Source organism: Candidatus Pelagibacter sp. PS_40 (assembly GCF_059417765.1).
Genome location: NZ_CM182064.1, coordinates 1,085,722 through 1,109,895, shown reverse-complemented (window position 1 = coordinate 1,109,895; position 24,174 = coordinate 1,085,722). Strand labels below are relative to the sequence as shown.

The following is a 24,174-nucleotide window of genomic DNA, read 5'->3' as shown; positions in this document are numbered from 1 at the left end:
TAAACTTGACGAGATCATGAACACATCTTATATAGTCACTAAATATTATGTCTAAAAAATGTGAATTAACTGGTAAAATTCCTATGAAAGGTCACAATGTTAGTCACGCTAACAATAAGACTAAAAGAAGATTTCTACCTAATTTAAAAAAAGCTAAATTTACAAGTGAACTTTTGAAAAGAAGCCTAACTTTAACTGTTAGTAATGCTGGTGTTAGATGTGTTGATAAAAAAGGTACCTTTGATCAATTTTTAAAGACAGTAAAAAATAAAAATATTTCGCCTAGACTGAAAAAATTAAAAAAAAGTATATTAATTAAATCGCCTTTTATTAAAAAGGCACCAAAAGCATCTCCTAGTAAATCAGCTTAATGAAAAAGTTTTTTATACTACTCTCATTTATAATGGGAGTTGTTGTCTTAACTTCAAATTATTTAGTACAATTTCCAATCAATTATTATGGTTTAGAAGAAATATTAACTTATGGTGCTTTTAGCTATCCAGTTGCTTTTTTAATTACGGATCTGGCAAATAGATCTTATGGCAAGGTTGTAGCTAGAAAAATTGTTTATGTTGGTTTTATTATAGGGATTGTATTTACTCTTTTCTTTTCAACAAATTTTGCAGACTTAATTTCAGTTAGAATTGCTATAGGTTCAGGTATAGCATTTATGGTTGCACAGTTGTTAGATGTTCAAATTTTTGACTATTTAAGAAAAAAGAAATGGTTTGTTGCTCCATTAACTTCCTCGTTAATTGGGTCTACTGTTGACACATTTTTATTCTTCTCCATCTCATTTTATGCAACGGGAATACCATGGGTCACTTTATCTCTAGGTGATTTAGCTGTTAAAATATTTGTTGCTTTAGCAATGTTAATTCCATTTAGATTATTATTAGGAACTTTTAAAGCTTCAAAAGCTTAGTATAAAAATTTGTATGACAATATTTTATAAGCAAGTTTTGCTACAAGAAAATTGTAAGAATTAAAACCTTTTATAGGTGAAAGTTCATTTATATCTGCACCAACAATATTAGAGTTTTTAGCAGCTATCCGTATGATATCTAAAGTTTCATCCCACAATAGTCCACCTGGTTCAGGTGTGCCTGTTGCGGGCATTATGCTTGAATCTAAACCATCAACATCAAATGTTAAATAAACTGTTTTATTCTTTATCATTTTTTTAAATTTTTTTAGATCCCATTTATTTTTGTCTTTTGCCCAAAAGATATCAATCCTAGATGAGTTTTTTTTTAAGAATGGTATTTCACTTTGAGATATATTTCTGATCCCAAATGAAATTATGGAAACATTTTTATGATCAAGACATCTCTTAATAGCTGAAGCATGTGAAAATTTTTCACCATTATAACTCTCTCTTAAATCTGCATGCGCATCAAAATGTAGTAAACATATATCTTTGTATTTTTTTACAAATGGAGCAATACATCCAGGTGTTATTGAGTGCTCTCCACCAAAAGTGATTGGAAATAATTTTTTATTTAATATTTCTTGATTTATATCAGACATTTTTTTAAGAGCTTTTTTAATGTCTTTATCAATTTTAAATGGTTTTAAAGTTTTAATCCCAATTTTTTTATAGGGTTCACAATGTAATTCTTCATCATATAGCTCAACTTGATGAGATGCTTTGATGATTTCTTTAGGGCCATTACGAGTGCCACCACCATAACTTACAGTTTTTTCTAAACCAAATGGAACAACTACTACTTTCTCTTTAAAATTAACATCATTGTCAATTCCTAGAAAACCATTTTTATTAGAAAGATATTTCAATTTTATTTAAATATTTTTGAGAAGTTTTTTCTCGTTCTATTTTTCCAATCACCTTTATGATAAGCATCACTTGCAATCAAAGGAAGGACACTAGTTGCTTCTGCAAAAACCATTTGTTCTTTTGCAATATCTACTTTACCCCACGAGCTTGCCTCTTTTAATGTAGAGCTGCTGCAAGCACCATCTCTAGAGTCTGCTACTGTAATTTGAACTGCATATTTATGCATCTCAACCTCTTTTCCTAAAAGTTCAGCACAGATAACAGTATCTTGAACAAAGTTTTTAGGAACTCCTCCACCAATCATAAATAAGCCAGATCCTTTTGATTGAATCTTTATTTCAGTTAATTCACGAAGCTCTCTAATAGAATCTATCGTAATATGGTTTTTAGGATTATTTTCTTGATGAGTGACCAATCCAAAACCAGCACTTGAGTCTGTAAATGCAGGACAAAAAATGGGAACATTATTGTCATATGCAGTTTCAATTAAAGAATCTTTTTTTTTAGAATTTTTCTTTAAATATTTTCCCATTTCATAAATAAATTCTCTTGATGTGTAACTTTTAGGATCAAGTGTATCTGCTATTTCACATATTTTTTGATCACATTCCTGTAATTCATCTTCATCAATATATGTATCGTAAATTCTATCTATATAGTTTTTTCTTAATTCAGTGTCATCTTGAAATTGTGAACCTTGATAATGTTTAAAGCCTAAAGCTTCAAAAAAATCCATATCAACTATTGAAGCTCCTGTAGCAATAATTGCATCAACCATATTGTATTTAACTAAATCTTTATAAATATTCATACATCCCGCAGCAGAAGTGGAACCAGCAAGTGTTAAAAAAATTGTACAATCCTTATCTTGAATCATTTCATTAAAAATGTTGGCTGCATTTGCTGTTTCTCTTGAAACAAAAGACATTTTTTCCATTGAGGAAATTATCTTTCTTGCATCAAACGATGTAATATCTATGTGTTCAACTGGATTTTGTAAGAAGCTTTTTTTACTATTATGAGTTAAATTTTTGTTTTCTGACATTAGGCAACTAGTATAGCCTTATTGCTGTCTTTACCATACAGGGTCATTATTGGCTCATCTTCTACTTCATAAATCTCATTAGAATAAAAACCATTAAATTGAGTTCTAAAAGTTAGACCGTAGGCTCCAAGCTGACCTAATTCAATATAATCATTTTCTTTAATATTATTTGGAAGTAAAAATGGCCCTTTCATGTAATCCATGCTATCGCAGGTGGGACCATAAAAATCAAAAGCAGTTAATTTTTTTGATATTATCTTGCTAGATTTAATTAAACGAGATGGGTAAACCATATTTGGTGTGCCAGCATCAAAAAGAGTTCCGTATGTTCCATCATTTATATAAAGTTTTTGTTTTTTTCTAAGATTTACTCTGACAATTGTAGAGCCACTTTCTGCAACTATTGCTCTTCCAGGCTCACATAATAATTCTGGAAGTTTTTCTAGTTCTAAATTAGTTAAACTTTTTTTTATTTCTTCAAAATAATTTTCTAAAGGTTGAGGTACTAAATCAGGATAGATTGCAGGAAATCCACCACCAATATTAATGTAATCAGGAATAATTTTTGTTTTTTTTATTATATTTCCAATCTCTCCAATTCCTTTTGCATAAGAAATTGGGTGCATACATTGAGAGCCAACGTGAAAACTTAAGCCAATTTTTTTTGCATATTGTTTTGTTAGTCTTAATAAACCAGTAGCTTCAGAGGTTAATACACCAAATTTTTTAGATAGATCTATTTGAGCATGTTCATTTGAAACAGCAACTCTTACAAATAGTTCAAGATCTTTTGCTTGATTGGTTGCTTCAATAATTTTTATTAATTCATCTTTAGTATCTAAAGAAAAAGTTTTAATATTATAGTTAAAGTAAGCTTCCTTAATACTTTCTCTGCTCTTAACAGTATGCATATATGAACATTTTGCATCAGGGGAGATAGCTCTGATGTCTTTAATTTCTTGAATAGAAGCTACATCAAAGTTTTCAATTCCACTTTCTACTATTGTTTTTAAAACCTCAGGATGTGAGTTAGTTTTAACAGCATATAGAACTTTACCAGGAAATTTATTTCTAAAATAAGAAGAGGCAAACTGTATAGATTTTTTTCTAATACAATAAATAGGCTTTTCTGGTTTTAGTTGATTTATAAGCTCATCAACTGTTTTAAATTTTTGCATTTCATATGTCCCCAAAAAAAATTTAATAAAAAAAAGTTCTTAAATACTTAAAAACTTTCATATAAATCATGCAAATAAGGTAATAGTTAATTAATGTAAAGCAAATAATGGGTGTTGAAATTATCAGATAAGGCACCATATTAATAATATGGTTGAAGCAGCTAATTTAAAAAAATTAAGTGATTTTGATAATAAATCCTTATTAATCGTTGATGATGACAACCCCTTTAGAGACAGGCTTGCAAGAGCTATGGAAAAAAAAGGATTTGAGGTTTTTCAAGCTGAGGGTGTACAAAAAGGAATACTATCTGTTAAAGAGAAAAAACCAGCTTTTGCAGTTGTCGACCTAAGACTAGCTGATGGAAATGGACTTGAGGTAGTAAAGCAAATTCAAATTTCTAATCCAAGCAGTAGAATTATAATGTTAACAGGATATGGAAATATTCCAACGGCTGTTGCTGCGATTAAAGAAGGTGCAATTGATTATCTAGCAAAGCCAGCAGACGCAGATGATGTTGAAAAAGCATTACTAGCCGATCCAGAGAAAAAAGCTGAACCACCAGAAAACCCCATGTCAGCTGATAGAGTTAAGTGGGAACATATTCATAGAGTTTTTGAATTATGCAATAGAAATGTATCTGAAACTGCTAGAAGACTTAAAATGCACAGAAGAACGTTACAAAGAATTTTATCTAAAAGATCCCCTAGATAAATTTTCTAAATTTGATAATTTTTTTAGCCAATATAGCCAATAAGCAAATTTTAAATAATTCAGCTAATAAAAATGGTGTCACTCCTAATTGAAGAATTGGTTTATCCCATCCAATTAAAGTTCCCAACCAAATAGCTCCAAATACATAGATTACAGAAACAGAAAATATTAATTTTCCAAAAATTATAAAAATATTTTTATTAAGATTTAAATAGCCTGCAAAAAAAGAAGCAAATAAAAATCCAATTAAATATCCCATTGTTGGACCAGTAAAATAAACTATTCCAATACCTTTTTCTGGTGAGTTAGAAAATACAGGCATACCTAGAATACCCTCCAGAAGATAAACGGCAACAGATGCCAGGCCAATTTTATACCCGAAAGCAATTCCTAAAAAAAGAACTACAAATGTTTGCATTGTCATAGGCACAGGATAAAATGGTATTTTTAATTTAGCTGAAATAGTTAAAGCCATTGTTCCTATAAAAATTAGAATAAATGTTTTTAATACTTTTTGAATTGTATTTGTTTTTAATAGATCCATATCCACAAATTACTATTTATTAATGTGATAATCTAGTTTTTTATTAATCTTAAAAAAACATCCTCTAAATCACCGTCGTCAGTTGAAATATCTATAATTTTGACGTTATTTTTCTTAATTAAATTAATTAATTCTTCCATATTAATTTTACTTTTTTCATAAGAAACACAAACTTCATTATCTAAGTGTGAAACTATTTTTAAAGATTCTAGATCATCATTGTTAATATTTATCTTTATATCAGTTTTAAAGGTTACTTTTTTGGTTTGAATTCTATCTAATAAATTCTTAGTGCTGTCTAGGGCAACAATATTTCCTTTATTTAATATAGCTATTCTTCCACACATTTCCTCAGCCTCCTCGAGGTAATGAGTTGTTAAAATGATTGTTACACCAAGTTCATTTAATAATTTTACATTTTTCCATAAATTTTGTCTTAACTCCACATCAACACCAGCAGTAGGTTCATCTAGAATAACTATTGGTGGCTGATGAACTAAAGCTTTAGCCATTAACAACCTTCTTTTCATTCCACCAGATAAACTTCTAGCATAGCTGTTAGCTTGTTTTTCTAAGGATACTAATTTTAGAATTGTATCTGTAATTCTATCTTTTTCTTTAATTCCATAAAGACCAGCCTGTAATTCTAATAATTTTCTTGGGCTAAAAAATGGATCAAGATTTACTTCTTGAGGAACTATTCCAACCGAAGCTCTAACTTGTCTGGGGTTTTCATCTAAGTCAAAACCCCAGACACTTACTTGTCCTGCTGTTTTAACCACTGTTCCAGCTAAAATATTTATAAATGTTGTTTTCCCAGCACCATTAGGACCAAGAAGGCCAAAAATTTCTCCCTCTTTCACGTCTAAGTTTAAATCGTTTAATGCAAGGTTGTCCCCATCTTGTTTGTTTGAATAAATTTTTTTTAAATTTTTAACAGAAAGTATATTTTTTTGCTCCATGCGTGGTAATACATTTATAGTATTTAAAATATTTAAGATAATATTATTTAATGGATAAAATAAAAAAAACAGATCATTTTTATTTAATAGATGGTTCAGGTTACATTTTTAGAGCTTATTATGCATTACCACCCCTAACTAGAAAAAGTGACGGTCTTCCAGTAGGTGCAGTTAGTGGATTTTGCAGTATGCTATTTAAACTATTAGAGGATTCAAAATCAAATGAAAATCTTCAAAAACCAACACACTTTGCTGTAATATTTGATGCTGCTAGAAAAACTTTTAGAAATGAAATTTATTCAGACTATAAAGCTAATAGATCAGAAGCCCCAGATGATTTAGCACCACAGTTTGAATACATAAGGAAGTCTGTAGTTGCTTTTAATTTACCATCTGTAGATCTTCCAAATTATGAAGCAGATGATTTAATAGCCACTTATGTAGAGCAAATTTTAGCAAAGGGTGCAAAGGTGACAATAGTCTCTTCAGATAAAGACTTAATGCAATTGTATAGAAAAGACGTTCGTATATTCGATCCTATGAAAAATAAATTTATAACACCTGAAGATATAGTAACTAAATTTGGAGTGGGCCCAGAAAAAGTTATTGATGTTCAATCCTTAGCTGGAGACAGTAGTGATAATGTTCCGGGAGTACCTGGGATAGGTGTAAAAACTGCAGCAGAATTGATTAATAAGTATGGAACCCTAGAAAAATTATTAGATAACGCTCAAGAAATAAAACAAAATAAACGAAGAGAAACACTTATAGAGAACAAAGATAAAGCGATAATTAGCAAAAAATTAGTGACACTAATGAAAGATGCTCCAGTTGAAAGAAAGTTAGAGGAATTTCATCTCAAGAAGATTGATAAAGATAAACTATATAAATTTTTAAGAGAAATGGAGTTTAATAGACTTCTTAGTTCTGTCATTTCTGCATACGGAGAACCACTGTTAGAAGAGACAGCAAAAGAGACAAAGCCTGAAAAAAAACATCAAAATATAAGTAAAAAAAATTATCATCTAATTACAAATGAAAAAGAAATAGATGAGTGGATTAATGAAGCAGAAGAAGCTGGAGAGCTAGCAATTGATACAGAGACTAGTTCTTTAGATGCACATCAGACTGATTTAGTGGGAATTTCATTAAGCACTAAAATTGGCAAGGCTTGTTATATTCCAATCGGTCATAAGTTTAAAGGATGTTTAAAAAAAGAAACTGTAATTAAAAAACTCAAACCACTTTTAGAAGACAAGAGTGTAAAAAAAATTGGTCAAAATATTAAGTTTGATTTTATTGTCTTGTATAAACATGGAATAAATATGAATTCAATGGAAGATACAATGCTGATGTCTTATGTATTAGATGCTGGAAAAAATAGACATAATATGGATACCTTGTCTGAGATTCATCTACAGCATAAAACAATTTCATTTAAAGAAATTGTTGGTACAGGTAAAAAAGAAATAAACTTTAGTGATGTAGAGCTAGATAAGGCAATGGAGTATGCTGCTGAAGATACTGATATTACTTACAGATTATACAAAATATTTAGTAAAAATTTAAAATTAGAGAAATTAACTAATATTTATGAAATCTTTGAAAAACCTTTAATTAAGATACTAGCATTTATGGAAATTGAAGGAATTAAAATTGATAATAAATTTTTAAAGGTTTTGTCTGAAAAATTTGAAAAAAAAATAAGTAAACTAGAAAAAGAAGTTTTTAAAATTTCAAAAAAAGAATTTAATATTGCATCTCCAAAACAATTAGGTGAAATTATTTATAATGATTTAAAAATTGCTGTACTTAAAAAAACTAGAAAAGGTAGTTTTGCCACAAATGCAAGTGTGTTAGAAGACTTAGCATTTAAAGGACATGAATTTCCAAAATTAATTTTAGATTGGAGACAAGTGTCCAAGCTTAAAAACACTTACTCAGATGCTTTACCTGAACACATTAATCCAAATACTAAACGAGTCCACACATCATTTTTATTGGCAGCAACAACAACAGGAAGACTGGCATCCAGTGATCCAAACCTACAAAATATTCCTATTAAATCAGAGGATGGTAAAGATATAAGAAAAGCTTTTATAGCAGAAAAGGGCTTCACATTAATATCTGCAGATTATAATCAGATTGAAATGAGAATTTTAGCTGACTTGGCAGAAGTTAAGGAGCTGAAAAAAGCGTTTAATAACAATGAAGATATTCATTCTCTTACAGCAAGCCAAGTATTTAACGTTAATATTAAAAAAGTAGACCAAGACATGAGAAGGAAGGCTAAGGCTATTAATTTTGGAATAATTTATGGTATTTCACAATATGGACTTGCAAAACAAATCAACGTTTCAAATCATGAAGCAGATGAATTTTTAAATGCTTATTTTTTAAAATTTCCCGAAATAAAAATTTATATGGATAATACAATTAAGTTTTGTAGAAAAAGTGGATATGTAACCAATATTTTTGGTCGAAGATCTCATTTTAATGGAATTAATGATAAAAATTTCAATGTAAGAAATTTTCAAGAAAGAGCAGCTATTAATGCTCCTATTCAAGGATCAGCATCAGAAATCATGCGACTTGCAATGATTAGACTTAATAAAAAATTTGAAAGTATTAAAAATAATAAATCAAAAATATTATTACAAATTCATGATGAGTTAATTTTTGAAGTTCCAGTAAAAGAAGTCAAAAATATAACTGAAATAATCAAGGATGAAATGACGAGTGTTACAGAAAGTGATTTACACACTTTTTCAACACCATTGACGGTAGACGTGAATACAGGGGACAATTGGGGAATACTTCATTAATTTATCTCCATTGCCTAAATTAGAACAATTTAGTATTTTTAAAGTAGAATATGCAAACTCAAACAATAGCTCTTATTGATGATGATAGAAATATACTCACAAGTATAAGTATAGCTCTTGAAAAAGAAGGCTTTAAAGTTCAAACTTACATTGATGGAGAAAGTGCTCTAATTGGGTTAACTAGAAATCCACCAGACCTTGCTGTTATAGATATAAAGATGCCAAAAATGGATGGTGAAGAGCTTTTAAAAAAGTTAAGAAAAAAAACTTCCTTGCCTGTAATTTTTTTAACTTCAAAAGATGATGAGATAGATGAATTATTAGGCTTAAAATTGGGTGCAGATGATTTTATAAAAAAATCAGGAGGTTTTTCCATTAAAGTTTTAATAGAAAGAATAAGAGTTCAACTTAGAAAAAAAGATATAAACAATAATCTTGAAGACACAAAAAATATTATTTCACATGGGAAGCTAAAACTTGACCCTTCACAACTTGAATGTGAATGGGATAACAAGCAACTACCAGATAAACTAACTACCACAGAATTTTTAATAGTTAAAGAATTAGCAAAGAGACCGGGAATAATAAAAGAAAGAGCTCAGCTTATGGACATTGCTTATCGAGAAGATACTGATATTGAAGATAGAACTATTGATAGTCATGTTAAAAGAATTAGAAAAAAATTTAAAAAAGTTGATCCTGATTTTACAGCTATAGAAACAAGATATGGCAGTGGATACAGATGGAACGTTAGTTAATGTTCAGTAATTTTCTAAAAAGTTTATCTATATTAAAAAAATTTTTATTCATTAATTTGGTTATTTTTTTAATTATAGGAATTTTAACAGCACTTTACATTAGCAATGCAAAACCTAATTTAATAAAAAATAAAACCTCCAAACATATTCAAATAATTAACAATACAATTGAGCATATTTTAAGGTTAAATATAAAATTTGAGGAAGAAGATATTAGAAAATTTTTATTTTCAACAAGATTTTTATTTCAAAACTTAGATAGAGTTATCTTATTTGATAATCAATTTAATTTAGTAGGTGATACTGATACGCTAGATTTAGACCCAAGATCCTTTTCTAGTAGATTAGATATAGTCGAGCTAGAAATATTAGACGAAGAAAAAAGCAAAAAAATTGTTGAAACAAAAAATATAAATAAAGAAAAAACCGTTTCATTCAAAGATGTTCTTACTAATTATTCGTGGTCAAAAGATTATGGGAAGCCCTTTACTTTTATACAGGAAGGCTATGATCAATTTTTACTAACAACAGTTAAAAACATAACACTAAATGGAGTTAATATTGGATACCTAGCAATTTCAGAAAATGCTAATGATGTAAAATCTGCTATTGATGAAAGAAAAACATTTATTCTAAGAACAGCAATATTTATAATTATAGTAATATTTATATTCTCTTTTGTTTTAAATAGATATTTTCTAAAACCTATAAAGAACTTAGTAGCATATACAAAAATTATAAAAGAAAAGAGCAAAAAAAAAACAAATATTAATGAACTTAAAAGTAGAAATGACGAGCTAGGAACTTTGTCAAATTCTTTAGATGATATGACAAGTGAACTTCAAAAAAGAATTTCACATGCAGAAAATTTTTCAACTGATCTTGTTCATGAGATAAGAAACCCCTTAACCTCATTAAAAAGTGCTTCAGAAATATTAAATGAAACTGATGATCAATCTCAAAGAAGTAAATTAATTAGTATTCTCAATCACGATGTTCAAAGAATTGAAAGATTGATCACTGATTATTCTCAAATACTAAAAGATGAGGTTGCATTAAGTAAAGAAAAAATGAAAAAAATTAATCTCAAATTAATTGCAAGATCTGTAGTAGATGATTTTAATAATATTTATGAAGCAAAAAGAGGAATTAAAATAATGTTAAATGATCAAGATGATCAAGAAGAATATTTTATTAATGGAATAGAAAATAGAATTGAACAAATTATTGCAAATTTATTAGATAATTCAATTTCATTTAGTGATGATAACAAAAAAATCTTAGTTGAAATTTACAAAGGAGATAAAGATAAAATTATTTTTAAAGTTATTGATGAAGGTAAAGGATTTAAGGAAACAGATACAAAAAAAATATTTAATAGATTTTATAGTAATAGACCTGACACCTTTGGTGAGCACTCTGGTTTAGGCTTAAATATAGTAAAAAACCTTGTTGAACTCCATAGTGCTACCATTAATGCCTCAAACAATGTAACGCAAGAAGGCGCAAATGTTGAGATTGTCTTCCCTAAAGTTTAATCATAAGTTGATTAATTAAGTTTTTATTATATAAAACTGAGCAATGGATGATTTTAAGGTTAAAGATATATCGCTAGCAGACTTTGGAAGAAAAGAAATTTCGATAGCTGAAAGTGAAATGCCTGGTCTAATGGCATTAAGAGAAGAATACTCAGGAAAAGCACCCTTAAAAGGAGCAAGAATACTGGGATGTCTTCATATGACAATTCAAACAGCAGTTTTAATTGAAACTTTAGTAGAGCTTGGAGCAGAAGTTAGATGGTCTTCTTGTAATATCTTTTCAACACAAGATCATGCTGCTGCAGCAATAGCTAAAGCAGGAATACCAGTTTTTGCTTGGAAAGGTGAAACTGAAAAGGAAGCTGTATGGTGCATAAGACAAACAATAGAAGGTAAAAAAGACTGGAAAGCAAATATGCTATTAGATGATGGTGGTGATTTAACTGCAATGATGCACAGCGATTACAAAGATTTGTTAAAGGAAGTAAAAGGTGTTTCAGAAGAAACAACGACTGGAATTAAAGCATTAAACAAAATGGAAAAAGATGGAACATTAATGATTCCAGCAATTAATGTTAATGACTCAGTTACAAAATCCAAATTTGATAACCTATATGGTTGCAGAGAAAGTTTAGTAGATGGAATTAGAAGAGCCACAGATGTAATGATGTCTGGTAAAGTTGCAATTGTAGCAGGCTTTGGGGATGTTGGAAAAGGTAGTGCTGCATCTTTAAGACAAAGTGGTGCTCGAGTGATGGTTACAGAAGCGGATCCAATTTGTGCACTCCAAGCAGCAATGGAAGGTTATGAAGTAGTTTTAATGGATGAAGCTATAAGCAAGGCAGATATTGTTGTTACTGCTACAGGTAATATAGATATTGTTACTGCAGATCATATGAGAAATATGAAAGATAGAGCAATCCTTTGTAATATTGGACACTTCGATAATGAGATTCAAGTAGAAGCCTTAAAAAATTATAAATGGACAGAAGTAAAACCAGAAGTTGACGAAATAGAATTAGTTGATGGAAAGAGAATTATTCTTTTAGCCAAAGGTAGATTGGTAAATTTAGGTTGTGCAACAGGGCATCCAAGTTTTGTAATGAGTGCATCATTTACTAATCAAGTAATGGCACAAATTGAACTTTGGCATAATCATAAAAATTATGAAAATAAAGTTTATGTATTACCAAAATCATTAGATGAGAAAGTGGCAATGCTTCACTTAAAAAAAGTAGGTGCCAAACTTACGAAACTATCAAAAGACCAAGCTGACTATATAAGTGTTGAAACAGAAGGTCCATTCAAACCAGATGCTTATCGCTACTAATAGCGAAAAAATAGACATCTCCCTAGAAGATAAAACATCTGAGCTAGCTAAAAGTTTTTCAAGAACACTACAAAAAGGAGATGTAGCTTATTTTCATGGTGAAATAGGTGTTGGCAAAACCACATTTATAAGACATCTCATTAATAATCTTCAACAATTAAATAAAGTCAATTTAACCGAAGTTACTAGTCCTACCTTTAATTTGGTAAATGAATATGATGTTGGAAATTTTATAATACAGCATTATGATTTGTACAGGTTGACTGACTATAGTGCGATAAAAAACATTGGTTTATTTGAAAATAGAGAAGAAGTTGTGACATTAATTGAATGGCCTGAGAAAATAAAAGAAACTATTGACTCCAAAATTGATTTACATTTTGAATACAATGATGATTTAAATAAAAGATATTTAACAATTAAGGGAGTTAAAAATAAATAATAGATGTTACAAACTAATGATAAATTAAAAAAAATTAAAGGTGACGCATCATTTAGATCTTTTTATAGAAAGTCATTATCAAAAAAAAAATCAATCATAGTTTTTGCTTCTAAGGAAAAAGAGAAAAATTTGCTAATATATGATGCAATAAATAGTCTTCTAATTAAAAATAAAGTTTTAGCACCCAAACTTTATAGCGAAAATTATAAAAAAAATTATATAGAAATTGAAGATTTTGGAGACGACTCGGTTTTTAGTTTATTAAAAAAAAATAAAAACCAAAAAGAAACTCTCTATAAAAAATCTATTGATTTACTTGGAGTGATTCAAAAAATTAAACAAAATCGATCTAAAAACTTTAAAGGTAAAACTTATAAAATTCCTATTTATGATAATGTTAAATTATTCAATGAGGCAAATTTATTTTGTGAATGGTATGCAAAAAAATTTGTAAAACAAAATAAACTAGCCAAGTTTAAAATTGATATAAAAAAACAAATTAGGTTTTTACTAACGCACCTTCAATCAAAAGAAAAAGTTTTTGTTCATAGAGATTTTCATGTATCGAATTTAATGAAGTTCAAAAATAAAATAGGAGTTATCGACTCACAGGATGCTTTAATTGGAAATAGGGCTTATGATTTAGCTTCCCTAATTGATGATGTTAGATTTAGGACAGATGAAATATTTAAAAATAAAATTTATCGTTATTATCTAAAACTAAATAAAAAAAGAGTTAACAAGGCTACGTTATTAAGTGATTTTGAAATATTGTCCATTTTAAGAAATATGAAAATCATTGGAATATTCACTAGATTGGCCATGAGAGATAAGAAAAAGCAATATTTGAAATTAATTCCCTATGCCTGGAAGTTAATTGAATTAAGAATTTCCAACAATAAAAAATTTTCTGAGCTCAAAAGCTTATTAGAGCTTAATTTTTCCAAAAAAATAAGAAATCAGAAATGAAGATTAAAACTGCATTAATTTTATGTGCTGGATATGGTAAACGCTTAAATCCAATAACACTGAGAACCCCTAAGCCTTTACTAAGGATAAATGAAATAACTTTATTAGAAAATTGTATTAAATTAATACACTCTTTGGGAATTAATAAGATTTTAATTAACACATTTTACCTAAGTGAAAAAATTGAACAATTTTTTAAAGATAAGAAATTTAATTTAGAAATTAAAACAATAAATGATGGCCCAAATATTTTAGATACGGGAGGTGGAATTTTAAATTTAATAAATTCATCTAATGAAAAAGATTTTATGATATTTAATCCAGACACCTTATGGAATGAGAGTTATAAAAAATATATTAAAGATATGGAGAAATTTTATTTTTTAAATAAAGTTAAAAATATACTTTTATTAGTTAATGAAAACTTGAGTTTTGACAAAAATTTGAAGGGTGATTTCAATCTTAAAAAAAATATTTTAAAAAAAGATGAACTTAATCATTTAATTTATACAGGGTGCCAAATTATAAATAAGGGTTTATTTGACTCATATGAAGTAGGCAATTTTCCCATTTCAAATATTTGGAATAAATTAATTGATAAAGACGATTTATATGGTTTTGAGAGTTTTGAAGACTTTAAACATTTAACAGATCTCAATATTTACAAAAAATTATTAAAAAACTAACAAGTCCTTAGCTCTATCTTGATCTAGGTAAGTGCATTCTTTAATATTTTGCTTTGAGTCTAGATTTATCAAAAGTGGATTGCCTGTTGGTATTTCGAGTAATGTTATCTTTTGATTGTCTAATTTAAATAAAAATTTGCATAACGCTCTTATAGAATTTCCATGAGCTGAAATTAAAATATTTTTATCATTTTTTATTTTCATTTGAATTTCATCAATATAAAATTTCATAACTCTATCGTAGGTATCTTTAAGGGACTCGGTGTCAGGAATATTTTCTTTTGGAATACTTTTATAAACCTCTATATTTAATGGGTGATATGGATTGTTTCTACTTAATGGATCTGGTTTAACATCCCAAGATCTTCTAAAAGCATGTATTTTATCTTCACCAAGCTTTTCTTTCATTTCATCTTTATTTAGCCCCGTTAAAGCTCCATAATGTCTTTCATTTAATTGCCAGGCTCTAATTGGTTCTCTTTTATCTCTTAATGTGTCTTGGATAAATTTTAGTGTGTTAATAGCCCTTAACTGAAATGACGAATAAAAATGATTAATATCAATTTTAATTTCTTTAATGTATTCACCAGCTTTACAGGCTTCTAGTTTCCCTTGCCCAGTGAGATCAACATCAACCCAACCCGTAAATCTTTTCTCAAGATTCCATTCACTTTGACCATGTCTTACTAAAATTAAATGAGCCATTTGATATATTCTGATAACTGATAAAATAAATAAAATAAATAAGATTATTATGAATAAATTAAAATACTTTTTTAGAATTGGGTTTTATTCCTCAAATATCATATTGATAATACTTTATTTATACCCAGGGAGTATTTTTGGATGTTTTTTGTATAATGATTGTTATGTACAACCCCAAATTACTCAAGATTTTATAGTTTCAGCAAATCATGTTTATGCATTTATTTTGCTCACAAGCCTAGGATTATTTTCTTTTCATAATACTGAAAAAATTAATTTTTTAATTTTTTATTTGTTTCTATTGTCAATAATTTTGGAGTTATTTCATATTATCATTCCAGTTCGAGCATTTGAGATGAGTGATTTATTTGGAAATATTCTAGGTGTTATATTAGTAGTATTTATCTATAAGGTTGTAATTAGGTATGACAAAACTTAGAAATTATTTTTTAATTTTATCAGCTATTTTTATTGTTGGCTGCTCTTCAATACCTCAAAACACTTCAAATAGTTGCTCAATTTTTAATGAAAGATATCTTTGGTATAAACATGCAAAGAAAACTGAACAAAAATGGGGAACCCCAATTTATATTCAGTTAGCTATAATTAAGATGGAATCGGACTTTGATTGGCTAGCCAAACCACCAAGGCAAAAATTATTTAAGATTATTCCATTTAAGAGGCCTTCTAGTTCATTTGGATATTCACAAGCAGTAAAGGGAACTTGGGAGCAGTATAAAAATGAAACTGGAAATAAATTAGCAACAAGAACAAGGTTTAAAGATAGTGTTGATTTTATTGGTTGGTATACCGATAAAACTGAATCTCTTTTAAAAATTTCTAAGAAAGATGCCTTTAGACAGTATCTTGCGTATCATGAAGGGTGGGGTGGTTATAAAGATTATAAGAATAATCAGAAAGTTATAGGTTTAGCTAAAAAAGTAGAAAAACAATCTAATAAATACAAATCACAATTACAAGATTGCCAGAAAAGATTAAATAAAAATAAATATATTATATTTTAACGAAGTTGTTTTTTTAGCTCAATATCAACAGCATCAATTCGTTTCGTATTCTTTGCTAACACCAAATACATGGTTGGCGTTACATATAATGTAAAAAATGTTGATATAATCATTCCTCCCAGAATAGTTGCACCCACTGCTAATCTTGAAGCTTCACCTGCGCCTGGCCCAATATTTCCTATAACCAATGGCATCATTGCTATCATTGTGCTTATTGACGTCATCATTATGGGTCTAAATCTTAATTGACAAGCTTCTTTAACAGATGTTTCTATATTTTTTCCAGCTGTTCTTAACTGATTGGCATAATCAACAATTAGAATACTATTTTTAGTTGATATTCCAATTAGTATGACAAGCGCTATTTGTGAGAAGATATTAATAGAACTGTTCAAGAATAATATAAAGACTAAACCTCCAAACAAAGCAAGTGGAACAGTTAACATAATAATAAATGGATGAATAAATGAATTAAAGGTTGCAGCCATTACTAGGTACGCAGTTAGAAATGCTAATCCAAAAATAATAAATAGTTCATTACTAGTTTCTTTTATTTCTTCTGATTTACCTTTCCATGCAATTTGATTAGAAGAGCCAATTTCTTCCATTGTTTCTTCTAAATATGCAATTGCTTCTGTAAGTGTATAAGATTCCGATATATTTGCAGATATTGTTACAGCTCTCTGCCTGTTATATCTTGCTAATTTTTTTGCAGATCCAATTTCACTGAACTCTACTAAATTTGATAAAGATATAAGTTTACCAGAGCTTTCAGATCTAACAAATATTTTAGAAAGGCCTTCTTGCGATCGTCTATCTGCCAAGTATTGTTGAAGTATAATTGGGTATTCTTTACCAAGTCTATTAAATTTTGTTACAGTTTTTCCACCGTAAAGGGTTTCTAAGGTTTTGCCAATTGAGTCAGTAGACACACTTAAATCTTTAGCTTTATTTTTATTAATTACTAATTTGACTTCTGGTTTGTCTCTAGAATAGTCAGATTCTATTCTAGATAAATTTTTATTTTGTCTTAATTTATTGATAACTTTAGACTGTATTTCCTCTAACTCCTCATAAGTGCTGCCCAATATAACCATTTGAACAGGTTTATTGTAACTAGAAACTCTAATTGATTGAGGTGATATTGGAAAAGCTACTGTTTCAGGAACAGTCACAATTTTTCCAATTGCTTCTCTCATTATTGTTTGTGAACTTTTATCTCGTTCAGCCCATTCATCCAATAATGCAATTATTATAAAGCTATTAAAAGAATTTTTATTACTACCAAAGCCTGGCACTCTCATTATAAATCTTTTATATGGACTATCCTCAGCTTGAAGAAGGGGAATTAATCTTTTTTCAACATCTTCTGCTCTTTTTTCAGTATATTCAAAAGAACTTCCTTCATCTGTAAATCCAAGAACAAGATAAACCCCTCGGTCTTCTAAGGGTAATAATTCTTTTTTTGTAATACTAAACAAAACACTAGAAATAATAATAGTGAAGACAATAAATGAAATTATAATTTTTTTCTTATTTAGCCAATACCCCAATGTTTCTTCATAAAATTTTAACAATGATTTAAAAAATTTATCAAATTTAGTGACTATAAAATTTTGTTTTGGCTCTTTCTTTAAAAACTTACTTGCTAACATAGGTGATAGTGTAAGAGCGACAAAAGAGGACACCACGACAGAAACAGATAATGCTATTGCTGTTTCTCTAAATAATGTTCCTGCAATTCCATCTATGAAAATTAAAGGAATAAAAACCGCAACTAGAATTAAAGTTGTTGCAATGATTGCAAAGCTGATTTGTTTTGACCCTTTGTAAGCTGCAATTAATGGGCTCTCTCTATTTTCAATTCTTCTATAAATTGCATCTGTCATTATGACCGAGTCGTCAGTAATTATTCCAATTGCTAAAATAAAACTTAATAAGACAAATATGTTTATTGATAAACCAAACAAATAAAGACCCAAAAACGATGCTATTAAGCTCACAGGTAGTGCAACTGCTGGTACAATTACAGCTTTTATATTACCTAAGAATAAATAAATAATAATAACTACAAGTATAAAAGCGATGATTAAAGTTTTGTATACTTCATCGATAGCTGTACCCACATATGTTGCTCTGTTAAAAGCAACTTCTATATTTAGATCATCTGGTAATGTTTTTTTAACTTCTTCAATTTTTTTACTTATTTCTTTAGAAAGCTCTACAGTTGAAGCGCCACTTTTTGCATAAATACCAATTCCAACTGTCTTTAAATCTAAAGCATCTTTACTTTGAGCTTTAAAAAGATTTTTTTCTGAAACTGGGCCTAACTCAACATTGGCAATATCTGAAAGTCTTACAACACTATTTTGATTTTTTTTAATAGGTAATGTTTTTAGTTTTTCTATATCGTTATATGACTTATCTAAATTTAGTATTAAATCTATGTTGGTAGCTTCTAATGTTCCTGCGGGTAGGCTGACATTTTCTTTCCTTATTGCTCCTTCAACTTCTTGAATAGTTAAATTATTTGCAGCAAGTTTAATTGGATCAATCCAGATCCTAACACTTAAATCTCTTAAGCCACCAGTTGAGATTGTTCCAACATTTTTAACACTTGAAAATTGATCTACTAAATATCTTTCAACATAATCTCCAAGCTCTAAATCACTCCAGGTTGCTGAAGATACGGCCAGCCACATAGTAGTTGAAAATCCTGCTGATTGTTTAAGTATTTGAGGTGCTGCTGCTTCACTTGGCAATCTATCGACAACTCTTGCAACCCTTTCTCTTATATCATTAGCAGCATTATCAAGATCTATATCAGAATTAAATTCAACATCAATTGAACTGCTTCCATTTTCTGATGTTGAGTTAATATTTTTTATTCCTTCTACTCCACCTATTACATCTTCAATTACTTGTGTTACTTCCTGATCAATTATAGGAGCTGATGCAGATTTGTAGTCTACTTTAACTTGAACTACAGGTGGTTGTAAGCCCTCAGGCAGTTCTCTTACTGGCAATTGTGAAAAAACAAATATTCCAAAAACAATTAATATAAGAGACATTACCCAAGCAACAACTGGTCTTCTTATACTTATATCAGTTATAAACATTATTTTTTAATTGGTTTAATTTCGCCTCTTGGTCTAACTTTTTTTAAACCCTCAGCTACAATGTTATCTCCATTAGCTAAACCTGAAACTACTTCAATAAAACCAGAATCTCTTATTCCAATAACAATTTCAGTTTTATTAGTCACATTATCTTCTGCAACTTTATAAACATAAGTTTTGTTACCTTCCATGATTAAACTTGTATCCGGAATACTCATGGAATTTCTCTCATTATATTTAACTATAATCTCCAAAAGAGAACCTGGTAAAATTTCAAAATTATCATTTTCTAATTTTATTCTTATAGCTAAAGATCTTGTATCCACATCAATCCTGCCAGCTGTTGAGTCAACAACACCTGAATAAATTTTTTCACTATTACCTGAAAATTTAACATCAACATTTAAATTTTCTTTAATAAAATTTGCGTAAAGCTCAGGAATATCTACATCTACATAAATTATCGAAGTATCCTCTAGTTGTATTAAAAGAGAACTTTCAGAAACTTTAATATCATTTGAAAAATCTCTTTTAGTCACCACTCCATCAAAAGATGCTATTAAATTTCTAGTTTTTAATTTTGTTATTAAATCACCTTTTTTCAATTTTCTATTGAATTCTATTGGGTCAACTATTTCATATTTTTCAATTTTATATGATTTAGTTCTAAAAGGAATTGCTGTTCCATAAGTTGAAACTTTTTGAGAGAAATTTTTTGTTACAACCTCAGTTACTATTATTCCTGGAGGAGGTCTTTTGCTAAATTTTTTTTTAAAATGATTTCCTATCATTGTTCTTCCAACAATTACTATTGTAATAATTAAAAAGAAGGCAAGGATTGCAGTTCCAATTTTTGTAGATCTTTTCATATTTTAATTTTTTCCATATTCACTCCATGATCCGTCGTAAATAGTAGGCATATATTTATTATTTATTAAGGAATAAGCAAGAGCCAAAACTGAAGCGGTAACACCAGAACCACAAGTAAACACAATGTTTTTACCTATTTCATATCCAGTTGTTTTAAACTTTTCATGAATCTTTTCTTTACTAATAAATGTATGATCTTGATTTATAAGTTCAGAGAAGGGGAGACAAAAAGATTTTTTGATAGAGCCACTTCGCAATCCTTTTCTTGGCTCAGGAACTTTACCCTCAAATCTTTCTAAACTTCTTGCATCAATAACATTAAAATTTTTTTCTAAAATATTTTTGTTAATTTGGTTTATATCTTTTACTAACTCTCTTTTTTCATTTGCAATATAGTTAGAGGGAATAATCTTAATTATATCACTAGTGGTTGCTTTATCTTCTTGAATCCATTTTTTTAATCCTCCATCTAATACATGGACTAATTCTGGATTGTGACCAAAATAGATAAAATTATACCAACATCTACATGAACTAATTACATCCGAATTATCATAAATAACTATTTGATCATCATTTTTAATTCCCATGCTAGACACAATATTTTCCCATGACTTAGCATCTGTTAACATATGAGGTAGATCAGTATTTTTTTTAGAGTTTTTATCTAAATCAAAAAAAATTGCATTTTTAATATGATTGTTTTTATATTCATCAAAACCATTACGTTCTGTCTGAGGCATGTGCCATGAGCAATCAATAATTTTTACTTTATCTAAATTTTCTTCTAACCAATTTGTGTCAACTAAAGACATATTATCTTTTTTCCAAATATCTCTGATGGTATTCTTCTGCTGGACAATAATTTTTTAATAAAGAAGATTTTGTTACAACATTTCCTGATAATTTTAAATTTACTTTTTTTATAACACTCTCAGCAATTTCTTTTTGTCTGTCATTTAGGTAAAATATTTCACTTCTATATTGCGTCCCAAAATCAGGTCCTTGTGAATTTAAGGTTGTAGGGTCATGAATTTCAAAGAAGAAATCTAAAATCTTTTCATAAGAGATAATTTTAGGATCAAAATCTAACTTAACAACTTCTGCATGATTTGTATTACCAGTACATACCTCTTTGTAAGTGACTGTTTTGCTGCCACCTCCACAATAGCCAACTTCAGTTTTAATAACTCCCTCAAGTTTACTAAACTTAATTTCTGGTCCCCAAAAACATCCCAATCCTAATACTGCTATTTCCATTGATTATACTTTAATTTGATTTACAAATTATTGCTATGCTAACTAAAAATCAATTAGGTTTTTTGTACATGTTTCTATCTGTATGCACCTTTTCCGTTATGGATTTGCTGGTAAAATGGTCAAGTGACTATCCAACTGGGGAAGTTTTATTTTTTAGAGGTTTTTTTGGTCTGTTGCCCACATATTTTTTAATTCCAAAAGGTAAATTAAAAACTTTTTATACAACTGAAAGATCAAAAGAACATTTATTCAGATGCCTTATGGGTTTAATGGCCTTGATAGCAATAGTTGTTGCGTTAAGAGAACTTCCTTTGGCAGTCGTTGTTAGCCTGTCATATGCGGCACCATTATTTATTACCGTATTATCAATTTTTCTATTAAGTGAAAAAGTAGGTATTTTTAGATGGTTAGCTGTCTTAATTGGATTTATAGGTGTTATTATAATTGCTGAGCCTGGCTTTAAGGGTATGAATTATCTTTATTTCCTTCCTCTAATATTTTGTATTGGAATGGCTTTTGTAACCATTACGATTAGAAAGCTATCAACAACAGAACCTATTTGGCTTATCTCAATTTTTTTTACAATTACTATTTCAATTGCTGGCTTGGCCACAATTCCAATGGGATGGAAAATGCCAAATTTTCAAGACTTTATTCTTTTAGCTTTAATTGGAGTAACAGGAGGTTCTGCAAATTTATTTTTAACTCAATCATATAAACTTTCTGAAGTATCTTTGGTGGCACCTTTAAAATACTTAGCTTTGGTATTTGCTATATTTTTTGGTTATTTTATTTGGAATGAGATACCAACTATAAAAACACTTATTGGTGCATCACTTGTAGTTCTTGCCTCTCTTATAATTTTTAGAAGAGAAATTTATCATAAACAAAAAATACCATCAACAACTAGACATGAATAAAAAACCAAAATATTGGAATACTGCAAAAAAATATTTATCCAATAAAGATAAAGTAATGTCATCATTGATAGATAAATATAAATCTCCTTCAGAGGCTGTGCTTACTTCTAGAAAAGATATATTTTTTTCATTATGCAAGAGTATCATTGGGCAGCAAATCAGTGTTGCAGCAGCCAACTCAGTTTTTTTGAAATTCAAAAAGAAATGTAAAAATAAGATTAATGCAAAAACAGTCTCTAAACTTTCTTCTGTCCAACTTAAAAGCTGTGGATTAAGTGGACAAAAGGTTAAGGGAATAAAAAGTTTAGCTAAACAAATATTAGATAAATCATTTAATCCTAGATTAATTCCCAAGATGTCAGATGAAGAGGCTATTATTTATTTATCTCAGTTAAGACAAATTGGAAGATGGTCAGCTGAAATGATTTTATTGTTTACTTATAATCGGTCAAATATTTGGCCTATACAAGATATTGGTCTTTTAAGAGGAATTTCAAAAAATTATAAAAAAAAATATCTACCACCTGAATCTTATGTAAAATTATTAAACAAAAGATTTAGTCCATACTGTTCAGTTGCAACTTGGTATCTTTGGAGAAGTATAGATCCAGAACCTATTCAGTACTAAAACCTTCTACTATTTGTAGGTTTCGTTCAGTAGTATCTCTAGCTATAGCCCAACCATCTTGATACTCTTTAGAATCGTGACATTTCATAGCTTGCTCATGATTTGGAAATTCCCAAATTACAGTTCTTGGGTAAGTTTCACCCTCTAAAGTTTCAAATTTTCCACCTCTTACAAGAGGTTTTCCTCCATAACTTTTTATTATTCCAGTAACTTTTGCCCCATAATTTTTTAAATTTTCTTGGCTATCTATTCTTTTGTATAAAGCGATCCAGTAGGCTTTCATTATTTCTCCTTTTTAAATAATTTTTTATATGATAATGAATTTTATGGCAGAGAAATTAATTATCACTTTTGATCAGTATACAAAAATTGTAGAAAAACTAGCAATAGAAATTCACAATAATTATAAGCCAACAGTACTAGTAGGCATTATGAGAGGGGCAGCTCCTATACTAGATATCCTCTCTAGAATTTTAAAACTACCTATAGCTTATATTGTTATCCAAAGTTATTCAGGAAAAGGAATGGAAGATAAACAGGGTCAATTAATGTTTGCAAGAGAAATTAGTTCTTTAGCTGAGAATAAAGATTTTAATAAAGTTTTATTAGTAGATGATTTATCTGATACTGGATTAACCTTAAATAAAAGTATTGAGTGGTTAAAGAATTATGAACCAACTAAAGATTATATAAATGAAGTTAAAACAGCCTGTTTATGGAAAAAAAAATCATCTACATTTGAGCCAGATTTTTGTCCAGTTAAACTTGATTCAGATCCATGGATTGTTCAGCCAACTGAGCATTATGAAGAGATGTCTATGGAAGAAATAATTAAGAAAAATAAATAGGGCTGGAATAAT

At 28.8% G+C, this 24,174-nt stretch carries 25 protein-coding genes; 14 read left to right on the top strand and 11 right to left on the bottom strand.

Going from position 1 to position 24,174, the window contains the following annotated elements:
- Nucleotides 1-47 precede the first annotated feature (47 nt).
- Together rpmB and AC5SLW_RS05875 are read left to right on the top strand one after the other, a co-directional pair.
- Entirely contained in the window at nt 48-371 is a 324-nt protein-coding gene (gene rpmB / locus AC5SLW_RS05880) for a 50S ribosomal protein L28 (RefSeq protein WP_018413598.1), read from the top strand.
- Nucleotides 371-925 (top strand): queuosine precursor transporter, encoded by a 555-nt coding sequence (locus AC5SLW_RS05875; protein ID WP_018413597.1) that lies wholly within the window; start codon nt 371-373, stop codon nt 923-925. Before rpmB ends, AC5SLW_RS05875 begins: the two co-directional genes overlap by 1 nt.
- Here AC5SLW_RS05875 and speB read toward each other — a convergent pair.
- From speB to AC5SLW_RS05860, 3 genes are read right to left on the bottom strand one after another with little or no spacing between them, the layout of a single operon-like run.
- A complete protein-coding gene (gene speB / locus AC5SLW_RS05870) occupies nt 922-1,797 on the bottom strand; it encodes an agmatinase (protein WP_494574943.1) in 876 nt (291 codons plus the stop codon). The genes AC5SLW_RS05875 and speB overlap by 4 nt on opposite strands.
- A 2-nt stretch (nt 1,798-1,799) precedes the next feature.
- Nucleotides 1,800-2,843 (bottom strand): 1,9-bis(guanidino)-5-aza-nonane synthase, encoded by a 1,044-nt coding sequence (locus tag AC5SLW_RS05865; protein WP_006997705.1) that lies wholly within the window; start codon nt 2,841-2,843, stop codon nt 1,800-1,802.
- Entirely contained in the window at nt 2,843-4,021 is a 1,179-nt protein-coding gene (locus tag AC5SLW_RS05860; protein ID WP_494574941.1) for a type III PLP-dependent enzyme, read from the bottom strand. Before AC5SLW_RS05860 ends, AC5SLW_RS05865 begins: the two co-directional genes overlap by 1 nt.
- A 148-nt stretch (nt 4,022-4,169) precedes the next feature.
- Between AC5SLW_RS05860 and AC5SLW_RS05855 the strand changes: the two genes are divergently transcribed.
- A complete protein-coding gene (locus AC5SLW_RS05855) occupies nt 4,170-4,733 on the top strand; it encodes an ActR/PrrA/RegA family redox response regulator transcription factor (protein ID WP_006997707.1) in 564 nt (187 codons plus the stop codon).
- Here AC5SLW_RS05855 and AC5SLW_RS05850 read toward each other — a convergent pair.
- A complete protein-coding gene (locus AC5SLW_RS05850) occupies nt 4,726-5,277 on the bottom strand; it encodes a biotin transporter BioY (RefSeq protein ID WP_018413593.1) in 552 nt (183 codons plus the stop codon). The two genes, AC5SLW_RS05855 and AC5SLW_RS05850, sit on opposite strands and share 8 nt — an antisense overlap.
- A 32-nt stretch (nt 5,278-5,309) precedes the next feature.
- Nucleotides 5,310-6,239 carry an ABC transporter ATP-binding protein gene (locus tag AC5SLW_RS05845; RefSeq protein ID WP_494574939.1) on the bottom strand — a complete coding sequence of 310 codons (930 nt, stop codon included), beginning with the start codon at nt 6,237-6,239 and terminating at the stop codon, nt 5,310-5,312.
- Nucleotides 6,240-6,289: 50 nt separating this feature from the next.
- Here AC5SLW_RS05845 and polA point away from each other — a divergent pair, with 50 nt between their 5' ends.
- The 7 genes from polA to AC5SLW_RS05810 are packed head-to-tail and all read left to right on the top strand — an operon-like array spanning nt 6,290 to nt 14,787.
- Nucleotides 6,290-9,064, top strand: a complete 2,775-nt coding sequence (polA, locus tag AC5SLW_RS05840; RefSeq protein WP_494574937.1) for a DNA polymerase I — start codon at nt 6,290-6,292, stop codon at nt 9,062-9,064.
- 50 nt (nt 9,065-9,114) lie between these two features.
- Nucleotides 9,115-9,822, top strand: a complete 708-nt coding sequence (locus tag AC5SLW_RS05835; RefSeq protein WP_006997711.1) for a response regulator transcription factor — start codon at nt 9,115-9,117, stop codon at nt 9,820-9,822.
- The gene (locus AC5SLW_RS05830) at nt 9,822-11,360 is read left to right on the top strand and encodes a sensor histidine kinase (RefSeq protein ID WP_006997712.1); all 1,539 of its coding nucleotides are present in this window, start codon (nt 9,822-9,824) and stop codon (nt 11,358-11,360) included. The genes AC5SLW_RS05835 and AC5SLW_RS05830 overlap by 1 nt, the downstream gene beginning before the upstream one ends.
- A gap of 43 nt (nt 11,361-11,403) precedes the next feature.
- Nucleotides 11,404-12,690, top strand: coding sequence for an adenosylhomocysteinase (ahcY, locus tag AC5SLW_RS05825; RefSeq protein WP_494574935.1), 1,287 nt, complete (start codon nt 11,404-11,406; stop codon nt 12,688-12,690).
- Complete coding sequence (locus AC5SLW_RS05820) at nt 12,674-13,132, top strand: bifunctional tRNA (adenosine(37)-N6)-threonylcarbamoyltransferase complex ATPase subunit type 1 TsaE/phosphotransferase (protein WP_011281541.1); 459 nt, start codon at nt 12,674-12,676, stop codon at nt 13,130-13,132. Before ahcY ends, AC5SLW_RS05820 begins: the two co-directional genes overlap by 17 nt.
- A 3-nt stretch (nt 13,133-13,135) precedes the next feature.
- Nucleotides 13,136-14,101, top strand: coding sequence for an aminoglycoside phosphotransferase family protein (locus tag AC5SLW_RS05815; protein ID WP_011281540.1), 966 nt, complete (start codon nt 13,136-13,138; stop codon nt 14,099-14,101).
- Nucleotides 14,098-14,787 carry a sugar phosphate nucleotidyltransferase gene (locus tag AC5SLW_RS05810; RefSeq protein WP_494574933.1) on the top strand — a complete coding sequence of 230 codons (690 nt, stop codon included), beginning with the start codon at nt 14,098-14,100 and terminating at the stop codon, nt 14,785-14,787. The genes AC5SLW_RS05815 and AC5SLW_RS05810 overlap by 4 nt, the downstream gene beginning before the upstream one ends.
- Here AC5SLW_RS05810 and AC5SLW_RS05805 read toward each other — a convergent pair.
- Nucleotides 14,776-15,492: a 2,3-bisphosphoglycerate-dependent phosphoglycerate mutase gene (locus tag AC5SLW_RS05805; protein ID WP_494574931.1), complete on the bottom strand. Its 717-nt coding sequence runs from the start codon at nt 15,490-15,492 to the stop codon at nt 14,776-14,778. The genes AC5SLW_RS05810 and AC5SLW_RS05805 overlap by 12 nt on opposite strands.
- 425 nt (nt 15,493-15,917) lie before the next feature.
- On the opposite strand from AC5SLW_RS05805, the gene AC5SLW_RS05800 reads away from it, so the two are divergent.
- Complete coding sequence (locus tag AC5SLW_RS05800) at nt 15,918-16,517, top strand: transglycosylase SLT domain-containing protein (protein WP_271616188.1); 600 nt, start codon at nt 15,918-15,920, stop codon at nt 16,515-16,517.
- Here AC5SLW_RS05800 and AC5SLW_RS05795 read toward each other — a convergent pair.
- The 4 genes from AC5SLW_RS05795 to msrA are packed head-to-tail and all read right to left on the bottom strand — an operon-like array spanning nt 16,514 to nt 21,766.
- On the bottom strand, nt 16,514-19,636 hold the full coding sequence (locus AC5SLW_RS05795) for an efflux RND transporter permease subunit (protein ID WP_494574929.1): 3,123 nt from the start codon (nt 19,634-19,636) through the stop codon (nt 16,514-16,516). The genes AC5SLW_RS05800 and AC5SLW_RS05795 overlap by 4 nt on opposite strands.
- Entirely contained in the window at nt 19,636-20,505 is an 870-nt protein-coding gene (locus AC5SLW_RS05790) for an efflux RND transporter periplasmic adaptor subunit (RefSeq protein ID WP_494574927.1), read from the bottom strand. The genes AC5SLW_RS05795 and AC5SLW_RS05790 overlap by 1 nt, the downstream gene beginning before the upstream one ends.
- Nucleotides 20,506-20,508: 3 nt before the next feature.
- Nucleotides 20,509-21,321 carry a rhodanese-like domain-containing protein gene (locus AC5SLW_RS05785; protein WP_494574925.1) on the bottom strand — a complete coding sequence of 271 codons (813 nt, stop codon included), beginning with the start codon at nt 21,319-21,321 and terminating at the stop codon, nt 20,509-20,511.
- Nucleotide 21,322: 1 nt separating this feature from the next.
- Entirely contained in the window at nt 21,323-21,766 is a 444-nt protein-coding gene (msrA, locus tag AC5SLW_RS05780; protein ID WP_494574923.1) for a peptide-methionine (S)-S-oxide reductase MsrA, read from the bottom strand.
- Between the two features lie 35 nt (nt 21,767-21,801).
- Between msrA and AC5SLW_RS05775 the strand changes: the two genes are divergently transcribed.
- A complete protein-coding gene (locus AC5SLW_RS05775) occupies nt 21,802-22,686 on the top strand; it encodes a DMT family transporter (RefSeq protein WP_011281531.1) in 885 nt (294 codons plus the stop codon).
- Nucleotides 22,679-23,314: a DNA-3-methyladenine glycosylase family protein gene (locus tag AC5SLW_RS05770; protein ID WP_271564009.1), complete on the top strand. Its 636-nt coding sequence runs from the start codon at nt 22,679-22,681 to the stop codon at nt 23,312-23,314. Before AC5SLW_RS05775 ends, AC5SLW_RS05770 begins: the two co-directional genes overlap by 8 nt.
- On the opposite strand, the gene AC5SLW_RS05765 is transcribed toward AC5SLW_RS05770, so the two are convergent.
- Nucleotides 23,301-23,597 (bottom strand): DUF1330 domain-containing protein, encoded by a 297-nt coding sequence (locus AC5SLW_RS05765; protein WP_018413583.1) that lies wholly within the window; start codon nt 23,595-23,597, stop codon nt 23,301-23,303. The genes AC5SLW_RS05770 and AC5SLW_RS05765 overlap by 14 nt on opposite strands.
- Before the next feature lie 28 nt (nt 23,598-23,625).
- Here AC5SLW_RS05765 and AC5SLW_RS05760 point away from each other — a divergent pair, with 28 nt between their 5' ends.
- Complete coding sequence (locus tag AC5SLW_RS05760; protein ID WP_011281528.1) at nt 23,626-24,162, top strand: phosphoribosyltransferase; 537 nt, start codon at nt 23,626-23,628, stop codon at nt 24,160-24,162.
- Nucleotides 24,163-24,174: the final 12 nt, after the last annotated feature.

Coding starts and splice junctions, on each gene's coding strand:
- rpmB (WP_018413598.1), top strand. CDS start 48: ATGTCTAAAAAATGTGAATTAACTGGTAAAATTCCTATGAAAGGTCAC.
- AC5SLW_RS05875 (WP_018413597.1), top strand. CDS start 371: ATGAAAAAGTTTTTTATACTACTCTCATTTATAATGGGAGTTGTTGTC.
- AC5SLW_RS05865 (WP_006997705.1), bottom strand. CDS start 2,843: ATGTCAGAAAACAAAAATTTAACTCATAATAGTAAAAAAAGCTTCTTA.
- AC5SLW_RS05860 (WP_494574941.1), bottom strand. CDS start 4,021: ATGCAAAAATTTAAAACAGTTGATGAGCTTATAAATCAACTAAAACCA.
- AC5SLW_RS05855 (WP_006997707.1), top strand. CDS start 4,170: ATGGTTGAAGCAGCTAATTTAAAAAAATTAAGTGATTTTGATAATAAA.
- AC5SLW_RS05850 (WP_018413593.1), bottom strand. CDS start 5,277: ATGGATCTATTAAAAACAAATACAATTCAAAAAGTATTAAAAACATTT.
- AC5SLW_RS05845 (WP_494574939.1), bottom strand. CDS start 6,239: ATGGAGCAAAAAAATATACTTTCTGTTAAAAATTTAAAAAAAATTTAT.
- polA (WP_494574937.1), top strand. CDS start 6,290: ATGGATAAAATAAAAAAAACAGATCATTTTTATTTAATAGATGGTTCA.
- AC5SLW_RS05835 (WP_006997711.1), top strand. CDS start 9,115: ATGCAAACTCAAACAATAGCTCTTATTGATGATGATAGAAATATACTC.
- AC5SLW_RS05830 (WP_006997712.1), top strand. CDS start 9,822: ATGTTCAGTAATTTTCTAAAAAGTTTATCTATATTAAAAAAATTTTTA.
- ahcY (WP_494574935.1), top strand. CDS start 11,404: ATGGATGATTTTAAGGTTAAAGATATATCGCTAGCAGACTTTGGAAGA.
- AC5SLW_RS05820 (WP_011281541.1), top strand. CDS start 12,674: ATGCTTATCGCTACTAATAGCGAAAAAATAGACATCTCCCTAGAAGAT.
- AC5SLW_RS05815 (WP_011281540.1), top strand. CDS start 13,136: ATGTTACAAACTAATGATAAATTAAAAAAAATTAAAGGTGACGCATCA.
- AC5SLW_RS05810 (WP_494574933.1), top strand. CDS start 14,098: ATGAAGATTAAAACTGCATTAATTTTATGTGCTGGATATGGTAAACGC.
- AC5SLW_RS05805 (WP_494574931.1), bottom strand. CDS start 15,492: ATGGCTCATTTAATTTTAGTAAGACATGGTCAAAGTGAATGGAATCTT.
- AC5SLW_RS05800 (WP_271616188.1), top strand. CDS start 15,918: ATGACAAAACTTAGAAATTATTTTTTAATTTTATCAGCTATTTTTATT.
- AC5SLW_RS05795 (WP_494574929.1), bottom strand. CDS start 19,636: ATGTTTATAACTGATATAAGTATAAGAAGACCAGTTGTTGCTTGGGTA.
- AC5SLW_RS05790 (WP_494574927.1), bottom strand. CDS start 20,505: ATGAAAAGATCTACAAAAATTGGAACTGCAATCCTTGCCTTCTTTTTA.
- AC5SLW_RS05785 (WP_494574925.1), bottom strand. CDS start 21,321: ATGTCTTTAGTTGACACAAATTGGTTAGAAGAAAATTTAGATAAAGTA.
- msrA (WP_494574923.1), bottom strand. CDS start 21,766: ATGGAAATAGCAGTATTAGGATTGGGATGTTTTTGGGGACCAGAAATT.
- AC5SLW_RS05775 (WP_011281531.1), top strand. CDS start 21,802: ATGCTAACTAAAAATCAATTAGGTTTTTTGTACATGTTTCTATCTGTA.
- AC5SLW_RS05770 (WP_271564009.1), top strand. CDS start 22,679: ATGAATAAAAAACCAAAATATTGGAATACTGCAAAAAAATATTTATCC.
- AC5SLW_RS05765 (WP_018413583.1), bottom strand. CDS start 23,597: ATGAAAGCCTACTGGATCGCTTTATACAAAAGAATAGATAGCCAAGAA.
- AC5SLW_RS05760 (WP_011281528.1), top strand. CDS start 23,626: ATGATAATGAATTTTATGGCAGAGAAATTAATTATCACTTTTGATCAG.